This window comes from Aerosakkonema sp. BLCC-F183, assembly GCF_041929145.1.
Taxonomy (GTDB): Bacteria; Cyanobacteriota; Cyanobacteriia; order Cyanobacteriales; family Aerosakkonemataceae; genus Aerosakkonema.
Genome location: NZ_JBHFNU010000018.1, coordinates 21188 through 37043, shown reverse-complemented (window position 1 = coordinate 37043; position 15856 = coordinate 21188). Strand labels below are relative to the sequence as shown.

The following is a 15856-nucleotide window of genomic DNA, read 5'->3' as shown; positions in this document are numbered from 1 at the left end:
CTAGCTAAAGGTAAATTGCTGAGAGATTTTTCAAGAATTGTAACGCTCTCTCTTTTAGTTTACAGCTAAGCATCGAAATCAGGCTTATCATCCAGTCCGGGTCTTGGCATTGCCACAGGCTCAGGATTCCAGGGTGCGAACACCGGCAGCAACAGCAAACCGGGTAAAGACGCTGCAATGGTGATGAGGAAAAATACAGACCAACCAGTGCTTTGTGCGATCGAACCGGCTGGTGCCACTAAGATATCGCGACTGAAAGCCATAAAGCTAGAAAGCAAAGCATACTGAGTAGCAGAAAAGCGCTGGTTGCAAAGAGTGGTCAAAAAGCCCAGAAAAGCTGCTGTTCCCAATCCCCCACAGAAGTTTTCGATATTAATAGTCAGCACTAACATCTGATAATTTTGGCCTAGCTGCGATATGCCAAAATAACCCAAGTTACTTAATGCTTGCAAGCCACCGAATAACCAAAGCGATCGATTAATTCCGATTTTGCTGAGAATTGCGCCACCTGCTAGAGTTCCCACAATCGTCGCCACCAGACCCATACCACCCTGTATTGCGCCAATGTCGGTTTTGGTAAAGCCAACATCGAGCAAAAACAGCCTGGACATATTACTAAGTAAAGAATCGCCGAATTTGTAGAAAACGATGAATAACAGAATTAATGCACCTTGCAACCAACCGTTACGCTGGAAAAATTCTAAAAATGGCAATATTACCGCTTCTTCTAATGATGGCGGTCGGATGTTGTCCGAGACGGGTTCTGGTGCGAAAATCGAAGCAGCCAAACCGATCGCCATAAAAGCAGCCATCAATAAATAAACTACAGGCCAAGGCAGACGATCGGCAAGGATAAATGCCAGCGAACCTGTGACTAGCAGCGCAATGCGATAACCTAAAACGTAAACTCCTACACCAGCTCCGAGTTCTAGTTTTTCCAGAACGTCCGTGCGATATGCGTCAATAGCGATATCTTGCGTGGCGCTGAAGAAAGCAATCAATACAGCGTTGAGAGCTACGAATTGTAGCGCTTGGGCCGGTTTTTGGATAGCGAGAGTTGCGATCGCCAATACTAGAAGCAATTGCGTTAAAAACATCCAGCCGCGACGCCTTCCCAAAAATGGGGGCACAAACCGATCGAGTAAAGGCGACCACAGAAACTTCAACGAGTAGGGCAAACCCACTAAACTAAAGAACCCAATGGTACTGAGATCTACGCCTTGTTCCTTCATCCAAGGTTGCAGAGTAGTGCCTGTCATGAACAAGGGCATTCCCGCCGAAAATCCCAATAATAAAAGAGCCGCCATTTTGCGGCTCCCAAAAACTTTTAGAAAAGAGAGAGTTGATTTCACGAGCGATTACACAACACTTGTAGACTTTGTGTTATCTTCCCACAAGAAAGAACATCTGTCCGGAGAGATACCTATCTTCGCCTGCTTGATGATTTGGCGGGTGGATCGTAACCGCGCCAGACACCAACCAATACGCCTTGTACCTGCACTTGATCGGCTTGAGCTTCAATGGGGGTGTATTTGGGATTGGCAGGTTTGAGGGTGATGCGATCGCCCCTCTTGTAGAAGCGTTTCAGGGTAGTACCCTTTCCTTCTACCCTTGCCGCTACAATTGTGCCGTTTTTGACCAGATTTGGATCTGATATCGGTCGCATCATCACCACATCCCCTTCTGCAATCAGCTCTTCGATCATGCTGTCGCCGACTACCCGCAGTGCAAAAGTTTTGTCTGGCAGTAACACAGTGGAAATATCCAGTCTTTCTACTGCATCGGTGAACGGTTCCACCAAACCGCCAGCTGCGATCGTACCCAAAATCGGCACACCTTCCGAACGCTGTTGCAGTATCTTAATCGTGCGGGCTTTTCCATCAGACCATTCAATGTATCCTTTTTTTCGCAAATGTTCCAGACGACTTTGTACCGGTGCGGGCGACTTTAGGTTCATCGCCAGCATCATTTGTCGAATCGAAGGAGCATATTGATGCTGGCGAATGTACTCCACCAGCCAGTCGTACAGTTCCTTTTGAGCTTCTGTGAGAGTTTCCATAATACGCTAGGGACAGAGTTACAAGTTATCAGTTATGAGTTATGAGTTTTAATTTCATAACTCATAACTTTTCCTCTTAGAACATTCGTACTATTAAAACCCCCAATCTGTCCAGTCTCTTTTTAAAGAGGGTGTCCTTTCGCAACAAGGATTGAGAAACCGGGTTTGAGGACGAATTTATCCTGAAAGCCAAAAGCCAAAAGTCAATCATTCCAAATAACTCAAGCGTGAATCGCCACAACTCTGTCTTGGTGCTAAATCATCTTCTTTTTTTTGACTTTTGACTTTTGACTTTTGACTTTTCCTTAATCGTCAGCCCCTAGTAAACTAGCAAGCAGCGCCTTTTGCGCGTGCATTCGATTTTCTGCCTGATCCCAAACCATTGACTGGGAACCTTCGATTACTTCATCGGTAATTTCCTCACCACGGTGAGCGGGTAGACAGTGAAGAACGATCGCGTGTTTGTCAGCAATGCTCAACAATTCTTGATTGACCTGATAAGGTTGAAAAATCGGTATGCGGCTACTAGCGGAATCCTCCTGACCCATGCTAGCCCAGACATCGGTGTAAAGCACGCAAGCACCTTTTGCCGCCGCAATGGGGTCATCTGTCAGCATCACTTCCGTGCGATCGCCCGCAATAGCTCGTGCCTGTTCTACAATGGCAATATCTGGCTGGTATTCCGGCGGTGTAGCAACCCTTACATTCATCCCCATCATCGCGCAACCCAAAATCAGGGAATTTGCCATGTTATTGCCATCGCCTAAATAAGCCAAAGTCACACCCTTGACTGAGCCATAGGATTCTTGAACGGTTAATAGATCTGCTAAAACTTGACAGGGATGTTCTGTGTCGCTGAGAGCGTTGATCACGGGAATCTTGGCACAGTCAGCAAATAGTTGCAGATCCTTCTGGTCAAATGTCCTCACCGCCAAAATGTCCAGATAGCGATCGAGAACTCGCGCCGTATCCGCCAAAGGTTCTCCCCGACTCACTTGGGTGACATTGGGATTGAGGTCGATTACCTGACCTCCCAATTGGTACATCGCCACTGAAAAACTCACCCGCGTTCGAGTGGAAGCTTTGTAGAACAGCAACCCTAAAACTTTGTTACACCGCCAGTTTACCTTTCCTGCTTTCATCTGCGCTGCCAGTTGCAGGAGTTCGTGTAACTCGTCTGCACTCAGGTCTGCCAGACTCAGTAAATCTCGTCCTTTCAATGTTTCCATGTTCATATCCGATCGTTAAGATCAAATTGGCCTTTCGAGTATATTGGTAAAATTTTCAACCACAAAGGCACAAAAATATGCGCTGTTTCACCGGATTGGTACGCCTATTCGCGACGCCTTTCCCAGGCAGATTCGCTCTTGCGGAAGCAGAATGGCTTTACAGGCAAGACAAAATAGGCTGGAACCGATTGCCGTCAAAAGCGATCGCATATTTTGCCATTAGCCTGGAATGTGTCTGCAAACCTCACAACAGGAGTACGCAGCTAGCGACCTATGGTGAGCGATCGATCTCTTTTGGTGGAGACCGCTTTCCGGGAGATGGCGAGGTAATTTACGCTTGAGATTATTATTTGATATACTTTTGGCTCTTTTACCCTGCTTCTAAAAAAATCGTACTCTAGCACAACCGTGCAACTAAATTTGGTATTATACTTAACACAGCAGTTATTTAAAAGGGTAATCGGGATTAAGGAACAGCCAGAAACTGAAAAAAGGAATTTTCGCTTTTGACTTTTCACGCTTGTCTTTCCCACCCGGTAGCATGTTTACCATATGGGCGATAAGTTGTCCATTTTACAAAAAATTTTTTCACGTAACGGTACTGCCCATAGCCGCTCCTGTTTCATAATGCCGATCGCCAATCACATTTTTACATAAAAAGATGCTCAAAAAGATGCTCAAATTTTACTTCAATAAACAAGTAAACGAAGAAATAAACATCCATTACAAAGCTAGGGAATGGACGACAAGCTTTTCCAGTTCCTAGCCTTAAATAAATCTGTCTAAAGACAGAGAACAGAATAAATACCTATAGCTTAAGACATAAAAAGAATCTTTTTAAAGATGGGGTGCATTTTATTTGGTTCAAAACCCAAATAGAAAATCCATTTACCAATCTCCAAAGATAACATCATGACTTATAAAGCGCTAACAAAGCAGGAGACTGAATATCATAAGATCCGGCTACCTTATGAAGAACTGTTTGAGCAAGTTATAGAAAATGCACCAGCGGCAATTGCCATCCTTGACTCGCAGATGCGCTATGTCAAAGTCAGCAAACGTTGGTTAAAAGATTACCAACTTAAAGAGGGAAATATTATTGGCGAATCTCACTATCAAGTTTATGGAGGCGACCCGGAACACTGGCAAGAAATTTATCAGCGTTGCCAGACAGGAATAGTCCATATATGGGAGGAAGAATTACCGCAGGAAAAATCAGACAGCCGCTATAAAATCAAGTGGGAAGCTCAACCTTGGTATGTGAAAAGTTACTCCGATATTCAGGATGATTACGGCAAAAATCCTTTAAAAAAAGGTGACTTTGGAGGACTGATATTATTTGCCGAAAAAAATCTTATTGTTGAAAATAAAAATAATAATTTTCACAAAAATGCGGATTTTTTTCCTAGTAAAGAGGAAGAAGTAGAGGCTTTAATAGCTAACATTTACGAGTGCAGGCAAAGCGAAATAGCTCTGAGAGAAAGTCAAGAACATTTAAAAGCACTAATAACGAATACTCCGATAATTTTGTATGCGATCGATAACAACGGAGTTTTTATCGTCTCGGAAGGTAAAGGGTTAGAAGCAATAGGCAAAAAGCCAGGAGAGGTAGTCGGACAATCGGTGTTTGACTTGTATGCCGATCGACCGGATATTTTAGAGCAAATTAACCATGTTTTGGCTGGTGCGGAAGGAAGCTGGATAACCGATTTTGGCAGTGTAATTTTTGAAAATAAAGCAACGCCTTTGCGAGATATAAACGGACAGAATATCGGTCTAATCGGTACAGCGACTGATATTACTTGTCGCGTCAAGGCAGAAGTTGAATTAACCCAACAAGTTCAGCGAGAAAAACTGTTAAATCGCCTGACTAGCCAAATCCGTAATTCTTTAGATTTCAATACCGTAATCGAAACGGCAGTACAAGAAATCCAGGAATTTTTACTGCTCGATCGCTGCCAATTTGTTTGGTATTTACACGAGACATCAGAACCTTATTGGGATGTAGAGAAAGAAGCTCGCCATTCAGAATTACCTGACTTAAGAGGACGCTATAAGGCACGCAAAATAGGTGCTTTGGCAGAGCAGCTATTACGCTTGGAAATATTGCAAATTGATGATGTAGAAAATGTCAGTGAGCCTGAATGGAAACATCTGCTTTCTTCTCTCGGTTTTAGTTCAATTTTAGCAATGCCGACCCGCTCTCTCAATGGTGCGATCGCCGTGATTAATTGCGTTCGTACCGAAGTGGCTCGACCTTGGAATAATAGTGAAGTAGAACTGCTTTCTGCTGTAATGAATCAATTGGCGATCGCTATTAACCAAGCCGAACTCTACGCCGAAGCAAAAGAAAAAGCAGAAGAATTAGAACGCAGTTTGCACAAACTCAAAACCACCCAATCTCAACTCATTCACACAGAAAAAATTTCCAATTTAGGACAACTTGTGGCTGGGATCGCTCATGAAGTTAATAATCCTGTTGCCTTCATCTGCGGCAATTTACATATCGGTATTCGTTACACCAACGATTTGCTCAAACATCTCGAACTTTATCGTAGCATCTATCCTAATCCCCCAGTTGAAATTGAAGAACACGCCGCTCAAATAGACATCGATTTTATAAGTGAAGATTTGCCCAAAATGCTCTCGTCTATGGTATTTGGAACCGATCGCATCCGGGATATCATGCAGTCGCTACGCAACTTTTCGCGGGTAGAAGAAACATATGCAAAGCCTGTGAATATTCATGAAGGTTTAGATAGCACTTTGACAATTTTGCAACATCGTTTGAAAAAACAATGCAAACGTCCTGCTATTAAAGTGATTAAAGAATATGGGGACTTACCGCTTATTGAGTGCTATTCCGGACAATTGAATCAAGTATTTATGAATATTTTAGCTAATGCGATCGATGCCTTCGATGAATATAACTCGACGCGGAAATATGCCGATATCGAACGCAATCCCAACATGATTTTAATTCGGACTGAAATGTTAGATGACTTTCATATCGTCATTCGTATTAAAGATAATGGCCCAGGTATACCGGAGAGCGTAGTATCTCGCTTGTTCGACCCATTTTTTACAACTAAAGCAGCAGGTAAAGGCACAGGTTTGGGATTGTCTATTAGCCATCAAATTGTGACTGAAATTCACAAAGGTCAAATCCGATGTATTTCTGTATCGGGACAAGGAACAGAGTTTGCGATCGAAATTCCCATCGAGCAACAGCCTACTCTCCACCAGTGTACAGCTTGTTGAATTATATCTCTCCTATTTCTCGTTCCCAGGTAGAATCTGGGAACGAGGAACAAGCAAATTTAACCACTGAGTCAAGAGAACTTTCAAAGTCCAAATTTATTTTGTAAACTGTAGTAACTACAGGTACGTTTTTGAGATTAAAATGTTCATCTTCGCCAATTTATGATAAGATGGCTTATTCAAAAACATACTGTTCGGCTACTTTCCAGTAGCGGGAAAAGCGTTTCAAATCAATGTAGCCATCGTAGTCGAAAAATGGCTCGATCGCCAAGACTTCGATCGCCACAGAACGCTCAATTTCTTTGCAAATAGTATCAAACCGAGGACTGGGACTTTCTGCCGTCACAACCAAATCCGCGTTATGTTCCTTCGCAAAAGCGACTACTTCATCTGCCACATTACCGCGACGGATAACCACCGGCAATTCTAGCAAACATTCATAGATAAATGCGATGCGTTTGAGACGGATTTGCCATTCTGCCAATAGCTTATCATCCCAAACCCAAATCGCCGCTACATCGGGGCATTGTTTTAGTGCTGGGCCATAGGGACTCAGACAATCACCATGCACCCAGACGATCGATTTATTGCTCATTGTTAATTGTTAGTTGCGAATAGTTAATTGTTGATTTTTCATCAGACTTATCCTCCAAATAAATTATCACCAATGGTGTATTTGGATTGGTAGGTGAAACATTTGGACATAAAATCTAGGCGATCCAACATAAATTGTCGCCCAAATGCTTCACACCTACGAATGTAAAAGAAATTGAGATTATTTGGTGAAGATATCTATCAGTCATTTTAACCTGAGTGCCTTTTTTCTTCTAACTTTTGAACTTTGACTTTTAACTTTTGACTTTCTAACCCCGACCTCCTTTTTTCCCTCGCTGCCAACTTTGGCTACCGCTGCGATTTTCAAAAGGTTGGGCTTTTGGGAACAAGCGCTTTTCCAGTTCTTCGTAACTACCTTCAAAATCGCAATGACCGTAAAAAGGACATTGGCGACAATAAACTCCTTCCGTGTAACGTTCCAAATTCTCGCGGTTGAAAAAGTAAGGTTTGTGGCTAAAAGTGCTGGCTACCCACTGCCAAGAAAGATTATTGCTGGCAGGGTCGCCATCTAGCAAATGTTCTAGAAACCATTTTGCACCAACTTGCCAAGCAACGCGCCGCCAATGCACTATGTAAGCAGCCATCCACATCCGTGCGTGATTGTGTAAGTAGCCAGTTTCCCGCAAGTCGCGGCTGAAACTATCCATACAAACTAAACCTGTAGTTCCGGCGGCGACCTCATCAGGTATAGTGTTGGCGTACTCTTTGACAGAGTAGCCGGTTTTGTATGATTCTCGGTCTTTCCAGATTTCATCCCCTAATTGAGCGTACAACCGTTGCCAATAATCGCGCCAGCCGAGTTCGTTAATCAATTTGGTGGCTTCGTCTCGATTTTTGACCTTATCTAACACGAAATCGCGCACTTCTGCTAAAGTGAGAACGCCGTAGCGAAGGTAGGGAGATAGGCGCGTTACCGCACCAGTCAGAAAATTGCGCGATTTGGCATAACGTGGGGGGTCTACTTTTTGCAGCACTTTCTCGGCGGCTTTGCGTCCGCCTGCTGTCTCGCTGATGCGGTTATCCCGTGCTGCTGCTGCGGGAAATTGCTCTCGCAGGTAAACAAGCAACTCATCGCGGCTGCTAAATTCGCGTCGCATATCTTTAGTTTTTGGTAATTTTTCGCTGTTCATTGTTGCTTGTTGGTTGTTATTTGTTCGCTTGTCCTTTTGCTTCTGTTCGCAAAAGTGATTAAACTGCTTTGTGTTGATTGTTTGGAGACAGATTATGCCTCTTCTTCCCAGATGTGCAGGATCGATCGGCTTGAAAAAACTTCAAAATCATCTGCGTGTTAGTATTCCTCTGCTGGTGTTGGCAGTAGTCGGAACTCAAATTTATGGGCGGACAGTGGCGCTGGAATTTCACCCCAAACAGGGGACTCTGGTAGCGCAAAACACTTCCTCAGCAAATTTTACCTTAGCCAAAACCTTGGCTGAACATACAGGGGGAGTGGCAGCGATCGCCATTAGTCCGGACGGTCAAACTATTGCTAGCGGCAGTAGCGACACCACAATCAAACTTTGGAATTTGGATAACGGTGAACTCAAAAGCACTCTTTCCGGACATAAAGCTCCCGTTTTATCAGTTGCTTTCAGTCCGGACGGTCAAACTCTGGTAAGTGGCAGTAGCGACAAAACAATCAAAATTTGGAATCTTCGCACCGGCAGACTGCGCCGCAGTCTTTACGGACATTCTGGGGGAATTTATTCTGTAGCGATCGACTCTCAAGGTAGAACTTTGGTGAGCGGCAGTGGAGATGGTACAATCAAAATTTGGAATCTCAGAACGGGACAATTAGAGCGCACTCTATCGCCGCGATCGGGCATGATTTTATCTGTTGCTATTAGTCCTGATGGAGAAACTCTCGCCACTGGCAATCAAGACTTAACAATTAAACTTTGGCATCTTCGCACTGGCAATCTGCTGCGGAGTTTTTCCGGACATACTTACTATGCTGTTTGGTCGGTTGCTTTTACTCCGGATGGCAAAACTCTAGTTAGCGGTTCCGAAGATACGACTATAAAAGTTTGGGATGTGGCAAGTGGAGAAATTCTGCGCGATATTACCGATAGAAGCCCGGTTTTTTCTGTTGCGATCGGTCCGGATGGTAAGACTATTGCCAGTGGCGATAAATCCAATGAAGTGAAACTTTGGAATATTAACACTGGCGATTTGTTGCAAACGCTTTCCGGTCATGCAGGTCAAGTGCGATCGGTCGCTTTTAGTCCGGATGGAAAAACGCTAATCAGTGGTGCTAGTGGTGCTGGAGATAAGACAATCAAAATTTGGCAATTGCCGTAAGCAAAAACTTCTCAATCTAGGGCGATCGCATCTTATTCGAGATATTTTTGCTGGCGATTGCCCTGGAAATATGGGGATTAAAAATAAACAACATTTGAATTTTTTTTAGAATAAAATTTGCCTTATTAGTATTGTAATTTTTTGGTAATTATAAAACTTTTTATTTGGGTACTATATCATCGGTTTCCTAAAAAAATGCGTTCTTATCTGCGTACCCTACGGTCAGGCTATCGCCTACATCTGCGGTAAAAATTTAACCCCGGATCTCCCATAGATAATCTTGACCATCAGTTATGTAGTACCGATGCAAGCGGACACGATATTATAGTAAATTTTTGTGAAGATAATTTTCAAAAATGTTATGATAAATTTAATCAAAATTTCACTGTTTTGAGCGAGATTTATTTACACGTTTTAAATCAAGAAAACTACTATAAAATAGTGAAGCTGAATCTTTGTAGAAACAAGTTTAAATTTGAGTCGATCGCTATGTCTCGCAGGCCCATTTATCTCGATAACCACGCTACCACACCCCTCGACGAAAGAGTGTTAGCTGCGATGCTTCCGTACTTTACGGAAAATTTTGGCAATCCCGCCAGTAACAGCCACGTTTATGGCTGGGAAGCCGAAGCCGCTGTTAAGCAAGCAAGGCAAATTTTAGCAGATGCAATTCAGGCAACGCCAGAGGAAATTGTTTTTACCAGCGGTGCTACAGAAGCGAATAATTTAGCGCTCAAAGGTATTGCGGAAGCTTATTTCCAAAAAGGGCGTCATATCATTACCGTGCAAACAGAACACAATGCCGTTCTCGACCCTTGCCAGTATTTAGAATCCCTCGGATTTGAAGTGACATACTTGCCAGTACAAAAAGATGGATTAATCGATTTAACCGAATTGGAAAATTCTTTCCGTCCGGATACAATTTTAGTTTCCGTGATGGCTGCTAATAACGAAATAGGTGTATTGCAACCAATAGCAGAAATTGGCGCAATGTGTCGCGATCGCCAGATACTTTTCCACACAGATGCCGCCCAAGCTATTGGCAAAATTCCGCTCGATGTCGAGGCGATGAAAATTGATTTGATGTCTCTAACAGCCCATAAAATTTATGGCCCGAAAGGTATCGGCGCACTCTACGTCAGACGCCGCAATCCCAGAGTGAAGTTAGCACCTCAACAACATGGCGGCGGACACGAACGGGGAATGCGTTCGGGTACATTGTACGTGCCTCAAATTGCTGGATTTGCGAAAGCTGTAGAATTGGCAATCGCGGAAATGCCTTCGGAAACGGAACGCCTCACCGCTTTGCGTCAGCGCCTGTGGGAAAATTTGTCGCCCTTGGGCGACATTTTTCTGAACGGACATCTCACAAAGCGATTACCGGGAAACCTGAATATCAGTGTAGAAGATGTAGACGGCTCGGCGCTATCATTGGGATTGCAACCGATAGTCGCGGTATCTTCCGGGTCAGCTTGCACTTCTGCTAAAACTGCTCCCTCCCATGTTCTCACGGCTTTGGGACGATCGGAAGAACTCGCATATGCTTCAATTCGATTTGGCATTGGCAGATTTAATACGGCAGATGATCTAGATAAAGTAGTCAATCATGCGATCGCTACTATTCGCAGTCTTCGCAAACAAGCTTCCCTTGTCGGCTAAGTAAATCGGTAATCGGAAATTTGCAATTTGCGATCGTTTCAGCTATCCCCGCAAGGAAACTCACACCTACCCGATAGGGAGGTGTTGAGAGGAATTGCAGGTTAAAAACGAAACGTCTCCCGAATAATAACAACTGCGCTTTGTTGAAAGAGTGGCGGCGGTCAACCAGCCCTTCAGGTATCAGTTTAAAGCTCAAGACGCCGAGGGAGACGCGATTACATTCCACTTAGATAGTTTAAATCCTTTACCAATCCCAACATTGCCCCCGTTTCTTACACTTACGACCCGGTAACATCTCAAGTGCTAACGGTAACAGATGGTCGTGGCGAAACTAAATCACCTCGACCACATAAGCTCTCCAAACATATGGAACGATTGCTGCAAATAGATAGGAGATAAAATGGCAGAAAAAACGCTTGTTAAGGAATTTTGTGACTTAATCCGCCAAGGAGATTTAGAGCGACTTGTCGCATTAATAAAAGAAGATAAATCTCGTTTATACATGACGACTGTGTTTGGTACATGGCTACATTTTGCTGCAAGTGAAGGGAAATTAGAAATTGTGGAATATCTTATTGCACAAGGACTGGATGTTAACACCCACTGTGAAAGTGTTAGTAGTTTATTCACCCCTATACAGGCAGCCGTCTATTCTGGCAAAGCAAATATTGTTCGTTATTTACTTTCTTGTGGGGCAATAATTGATACCAATAGAGGTTCCATAGAAAATATTCTATTTTTAGCTTCTCATCGAGGCTATACAGAAATAATTCAACTATTAATTGAAAGTGGAATTGATGCCAAGGTCAAGTATAATAGCGATACCATGAAAAATATGGATGCTCTAGCATTAGCCTATGAATATGGTCAAGAGGCTGCTGTTAATATACTCCGACCTTATTCACTTGGGTAACCTGTATTTTGGCATGATAAACGTGGAGAAAAATATTACAGTATGCCTGTTATTAATAATAATTATGTTCAGCAGGGATGGAGAAGATTTGATTTTCAAGGGAATCGAATCGGTACATATGATTTACATAATCAAAAGCGAATTGGAGATTAACAATGTTTCATATTAAATTCATTCAAAGCTCATCTTCTGATTACCAAGTAAGTAATACAAAAAGTGGGGAATTTGCCATCGGAGAATTTAGAGACTTTTTCCACTCTTCATTATCTTATTGGACTCAACAGCAATATTCAAATCAATGGAAAGAAGGACTTCGGAGAATATGTAGGGATGGATTAAATACATCTCTAATAACAGATATGTACGACCCAAATTCATCTAATATTATTCAATGGTGGATATTGCGCCCCAAGGAAAATTTAGTTTATATCCGCAACGAGCTATTATTTTTGGAAAAGGCGTTTTGGTAGCAATCGTGCAGAAACTTACGCTAAGCCTGAAAGCCTCTGCGGATAAGCATTATGGCTATCAACTTTTTTAGCTTCTCTCCAAGCCTACCCATCTCAACAGCGGTGTACCAATTGAATTAAGACAAACAAAGAGCGATCGCACTTGAAAACACACCCTCTAAAATCGCCTGTCAGCCGTTTGGAAAAGATGGGTGGGGTTAAAACTTCTTCAGAGCAAGAGAGCCTCTTATAGGGCGAGTGTAGGTAGTTTAATCCCACACAACTTGCGATCGCTCCTCCACCACCTGCTTGTAAACCGCTTCTGTTTGCTGCGCTAACTTAGGCCAGCTAAAGCGCCGTTCTAAGTCTACATAAGCATTTTCCACCAACCACTGAGAATAACTTGGATTTTTGAGAACTTCCAGAATTCCCCACGCCAAAGAATCAGAATTGTTAGTCCAAGTCACTACACCAGTTTTGGTATGTCGCACCACCTCCGGCAAACCGCCAGTATCGGAAACCACCACCGGCACGCGAGCGGCAAAGCTTTCTAAAGCTACAATCCCAAAAGGTTCGTATAAACTCGGAAAAACAGCGCAATTAGCAACTGTCTGGAATTTATCCAGATCCGCATCTGACATAAAGCCGGTGAAACAACATTTATCCCAAATCCCCAAATTCCAAGCTTGAGTTTTCAAATGGTTGGTATTTCCGCCACCGATAATCACAAATCTAACATTACCTCCCATTTCCCAAATTACCTTTGGGGCGGCATTCAGCAACACTGGAACGCCTTTTTCATAAGACATTCTACCTACGTAGTAAACAATTTTTTCTTCATCCCTGGCAAAGTGGCGACGAAAATCCCAAGCGTTAAATTCGTGCAAGCGGGGTTTCTTTTCGGCTCTAATGCCGTTGTAAATTACATCTATCTTGTCAGCAGGACTTTGTAGCGCTCTTTCTACTTCCTGGCGCATATAGTTGCTGCAAACAATCACCCGCCAAGCGTTATAGACGAGAAGCTTTTCTTTGCCGCTCACGTAGCGCTGATCGTTATTGTGGATACCGTTGTAACGACCGTACTCCGTAGCGTGAATAGTTGCAATCAGCGGTACTTTGAAAATATGCTTGAGTGCGATCGCCGCATCTCCAACTAACCAATCGTGAGCGTGGATCAGATCGAACGGCCCGTCTTCCAACATCAGCTTACCGCCGTGACTGCCCATACTATTGTTCAAATTCGCTACCCAGTGGAAGAAATCGTTACTCCAACCTACCGGCACCCTATGGACGTGTATACCTTCCACAATTTCATAGAGAGGTGCTTCCCCAAATTCTGATGTAATTAGGTGGATTTCGTGCCCCAGTTTGACAACTTCTGGATACAGCTCCGCTACATGACGAGCAATTCCCCCGACAATCCGAGGCGGAAATTCCCAAGTCAACACCAGAATTTTCATTACTGCCCATCCCGAAGACTTAATTTATGTTTACTAATTTTCACATTTCTCAATACTTATTAGCATGACAATTGTAGCTAATACATCTATTTATATGTCAAAAATGTCATAGACATATAACTAGCACTTACACCGCTTACTTTAAAATCGCTTCTATCTCTCGGCGGAACGTAAGCCACGCCGCAACTGCATCTGGATTGTCCGTCGCTCCTCTGTGCAATAGAATAACTCCATCTTTAAAATCGGTAATTCCGTATAGATGGTTACCAGATACCCCATCGATCGCGACAATGCTATCTTTTAATATTTGACGATCGGTCTTGAAGGCAACTTGATACTCGCGTAACTGCCACAGATCTGCGATCGCATATTCCACATTCACAACTTCCCGTTTATCGTTCCGTAACTGCAATCCTGGAAAGCGAATAATTTCGCGGCGGCCAGAAAGATGCGGCACAATATAAGTCGTGGCTGCCACACTTGCATTTGGGGGGATTTTTGCCAATAATGAGTAAATTTCACCAGCGTGCTGCCATTGGCGAGGCAAAGATACATATACCCAAGGCTTAAATGAATCCGGCACCAGAAAAGATATAGTTCGATTCGGATTAGAAGTAATGGTAAAAAATAATGAAATACATATACAGATTACCCAAAAGCGGCGAAAAGACAACTTTTTAAACTTTTCTGGATGCTGAGACCACCAAAGAATCGCTCCGTAAAATAATCCCGGAACTACAGTCATAGCATAGCGAATATTAATTGCCAAAACAGACTCCCCCCGACCCAAAAAAAGTTTGAGCAGAGGAAATCCTGCGATCGCCCAAGCTGCTGGGGAAACAGCTGGCACAAAAGCTAAAGGCAACCACTGGGCCAACAGATATTTAATCGTCTCAGGAAAAGGCGAAAACAGTTCTACCAGCAAGCGCCAAGGATTCTTCACCATTCCCCAGATAATTTCTAAAGTAGAAGCCGAATCACCATCAGCATATTGACCGAAGCGTTCGATCATAAACCGCTCGGAAATATCCGCAGAAAACAGCGGCATAATTAAATTGGTGAGCAGAATCGTGTACCCAAAGCTGAGAGCGCAGACGGCAAGACCGATGCGGGGATATCGCTTACTGAGTATCATGTATACTCCCACACCAAACAACCCTACACCAGAATCTTCCCGTACTGCTAAAATTAAAACTGCGAGAACCGCAAATAGCCACCACCAGCGTTTTTCCATTGCCAGCAGCAATCCGAACACGAACAGCGGAATTTGGCAAATGTCGTGAAAGTTACATAAAGTCGGACCGACGACCGCATTAGCCGTGTAAAAACTACCAGCGATCGCAGCAGCTATAGGCCCTTGAACATAAAGTCGGGCAAGTACGTACAAAACCAGACCGGCAGCAGTAACTAAAGTTACTAGCAATACCGTCAGAGTTGCTGGGGAGGGAAACAAAGCGTATAGGGGTATCCACAGCAAAAGAGCGGGTGTAAAATGTTGGCCTAAACGATGGTAATATACATTCGGGACATCGTTACTGTGAACGACATTTGTAGATAATTGCGAAGAGAGAGAGCTTTGAAAGAAGCGACCGTGAATGCCGTTCCAGAAAACTTGATTGAAAATGCCTTGGTCGTAGGAGGAATAAAAGGTGTAGTGTCGATGCAGGGTTAAGGTTAGGGCCAACACAAAGAATGCGATCGCACTACCGAGTGCAACCAAGAGCCACGGATACTTCCGCCAGTTTAACAGCATTCCTCACCCACTCTCTGCGAGACTCCGCACTTAGTATAAGCCGCCAGAGTGCATTCTACCCCCTCGAACAGATCGCTCGTTAAATAACTTCTATCTCTTGATAGAGGTGAAAAAGAGAATAACAAAAATTTGGTACGAAAATCGCCAGAACACGGTAGCT

General features: G+C 43.5%; 13 protein-coding genes. 6 read left to right on the top strand and 7 right to left on the bottom strand.

Annotated features, from left to right (window positions below; genetic code table 11):
• Positions 1-65: 65 nt before the first annotated feature.
• The 3 genes from ACE1CD_RS04910 to argF all read right to left on the bottom strand — a co-directional run bounded on the left by ACE1CD_RS04910 (position 66) and on the right by argF (position 3288).
• Positions 66-1307, bottom strand: coding sequence for an AmpG family muropeptide MFS transporter (locus tag ACE1CD_RS04910; protein WP_374822005.1), 1242 nt, complete (start codon positions 1305-1307; stop codon positions 66-68).
• A 116-nt stretch (positions 1308-1423) separates the two neighbouring features.
• Entirely contained in the window at positions 1424-2059 is a 636-nt protein-coding gene (gene lexA / locus ACE1CD_RS04905; protein WP_374800517.1) for a transcriptional repressor LexA, read from the bottom strand.
• 305 nt (positions 2060-2364) lie between these two features.
• A complete protein-coding gene (gene argF / locus ACE1CD_RS04900; RefSeq protein WP_374822054.1) occupies positions 2365-3288 on the bottom strand; it encodes an ornithine carbamoyltransferase in 924 nt (307 codons plus the stop codon).
• Positions 3289-3365: 77 nt separating this feature from the next.
• Between argF and ACE1CD_RS04895 the strand changes: the two genes are divergently transcribed.
• Together ACE1CD_RS04895 and ACE1CD_RS04890 are read left to right on the top strand one after the other, a co-directional pair.
• Positions 3366-3629 (top strand): hypothetical protein, encoded by a 264-nt coding sequence (locus tag ACE1CD_RS04895; RefSeq protein WP_374822003.1) that lies wholly within the window; start codon positions 3366-3368, stop codon positions 3627-3629.
• 571 nt (positions 3630-4200) lie between these two features.
• Positions 4201-6549 (top strand): ATP-binding protein, encoded by a 2349-nt coding sequence (locus ACE1CD_RS04890; RefSeq protein WP_374822001.1) that lies wholly within the window; start codon positions 4201-4203, stop codon positions 6547-6549.
• Between the two features lie 175 nt (positions 6550-6724).
• On the opposite strand, the gene ACE1CD_RS04885 is transcribed toward ACE1CD_RS04890, so the two are convergent.
• Positions 6725-7144: a hypothetical protein gene (locus tag ACE1CD_RS04885; protein WP_374821998.1), complete on the bottom strand. Its 420-nt coding sequence runs from the start codon at positions 7142-7144 to the stop codon at positions 6725-6727.
• Positions 7145-7412: 268 nt separating this feature from the next.
• Positions 7413-8294, bottom strand: a complete 882-nt coding sequence (locus ACE1CD_RS04880) for an FAD-binding domain-containing protein (protein WP_374821995.1) — start codon at positions 8292-8294, stop codon at positions 7413-7415.
• Positions 8295-8388: 94 nt separating this feature from the next.
• On the opposite strand from ACE1CD_RS04880, the gene ACE1CD_RS04875 reads away from it, so the two are divergent.
• The 4 genes from ACE1CD_RS04875 (at position 8389) to ACE1CD_RS04860 (ending at position 12504) form a co-directional block, all read left to right on the top strand.
• Positions 8389-9462 (top strand): WD40 repeat domain-containing protein, encoded by a 1074-nt coding sequence (locus ACE1CD_RS04875; RefSeq protein ID WP_374821992.1) that lies wholly within the window; start codon positions 8389-8391, stop codon positions 9460-9462.
• 489 nt (positions 9463-9951) lie between these two features.
• Complete coding sequence (locus ACE1CD_RS04870) at positions 9952-11121, top strand: IscS subfamily cysteine desulfurase (RefSeq protein ID WP_374821989.1); 1170 nt, start codon at positions 9952-9954, stop codon at positions 11119-11121.
• Positions 11122-11521: 400 nt separating this feature from the next.
• On the top strand, positions 11522-12034 hold the full coding sequence (locus ACE1CD_RS04865) for an ankyrin repeat domain-containing protein (RefSeq protein ID WP_374800502.1): 513 nt from the start codon (positions 11522-11524) through the stop codon (positions 12032-12034).
• A gap of 155 nt (positions 12035-12189) precedes the next feature.
• Positions 12190-12504 (top strand): hypothetical protein, encoded by a 315-nt coding sequence (locus ACE1CD_RS04860; RefSeq protein ID WP_374800500.1) that lies wholly within the window; start codon positions 12190-12192, stop codon positions 12502-12504.
• 248 nt (positions 12505-12752) lie between these two features.
• On the opposite strand, the gene ACE1CD_RS04855 is transcribed toward ACE1CD_RS04860, so the two are convergent.
• Positions 12753-13943, bottom strand: a complete 1191-nt coding sequence (locus ACE1CD_RS04855; RefSeq protein ID WP_374800498.1) for a glycosyltransferase family 4 protein — start codon at positions 13941-13943, stop codon at positions 12753-12755.
• A 136-nt stretch (positions 13944-14079) separates the two neighbouring features.
• The gene (locus ACE1CD_RS04850; protein ID WP_374821986.1) at positions 14080-15696 is read right to left on the bottom strand and encodes a DUF2079 domain-containing protein; all 1617 of its coding nucleotides are present in this window, start codon (positions 15694-15696) and stop codon (positions 14080-14082) included.
• Positions 15697-15856: the final 160 nt, after the last annotated feature.

Bases quoted from the DNA above. Each gene is read 5' to 3' on its own strand.
- lexA (WP_374800517.1), bottom strand. From the start codon at position 2,059: ATGGAAACTCTCACAGAAGCTCAAAAGGAACTGTACGACTGGCTGGTG.
- ACE1CD_RS04850 (WP_374821986.1), bottom strand. From the start codon at position 15,696: ATGCTGTTAAACTGGCGGAAGTATCCGTGGCTCTTGGTTGCACTCGGT.
- ACE1CD_RS04880 (WP_374821995.1), bottom strand. From the start codon at position 8,294: ATGAACAGCGAAAAATTACCAAAAACTAAAGATATGCGACGCGAATTT.
- ACE1CD_RS04885 (WP_374821998.1), bottom strand. From the start codon at position 7,144: ATGAGCAATAAATCGATCGTCTGGGTGCATGGTGATTGTCTGAGTCCC.
- ACE1CD_RS04855 (WP_374800498.1), bottom strand. From the start codon at position 13,943: ATGAAAATTCTGGTGTTGACTTGGGAATTTCCGCCTCGGATTGTCGGG.
- argF (WP_374822054.1), bottom strand. From the start codon at position 3,288: ATGGAAACATTGAAAGGACGAGATTTACTGAGTCTGGCAGACCTGAGT.
- ACE1CD_RS04890 (WP_374822001.1), top strand. From the start codon at position 4,201: ATGACTTATAAAGCGCTAACAAAGCAGGAGACTGAATATCATAAGATC.
- ACE1CD_RS04870 (WP_374821989.1), top strand. From the start codon at position 9,952: ATGTCTCGCAGGCCCATTTATCTCGATAACCACGCTACCACACCCCTC.
- ACE1CD_RS04910 (WP_374822005.1), bottom strand. From the start codon at position 1,307: ATGGCGGCTCTTTTATTATTGGGATTTTCGGCGGGAATGCCCTTGTTC.
- ACE1CD_RS04895 (WP_374822003.1), top strand. From the start codon at position 3,366: ATGCGCTGTTTCACCGGATTGGTACGCCTATTCGCGACGCCTTTCCCA.
- ACE1CD_RS04865 (WP_374800502.1), top strand. From the start codon at position 11,522: ATGGCAGAAAAAACGCTTGTTAAGGAATTTTGTGACTTAATCCGCCAA.
- ACE1CD_RS04875 (WP_374821992.1), top strand. From the start codon at position 8,389: ATGCCTCTTCTTCCCAGATGTGCAGGATCGATCGGCTTGAAAAAACTT.
- ACE1CD_RS04860 (WP_374800500.1), top strand. From the start codon at position 12,190: ATGTTTCATATTAAATTCATTCAAAGCTCATCTTCTGATTACCAAGTA.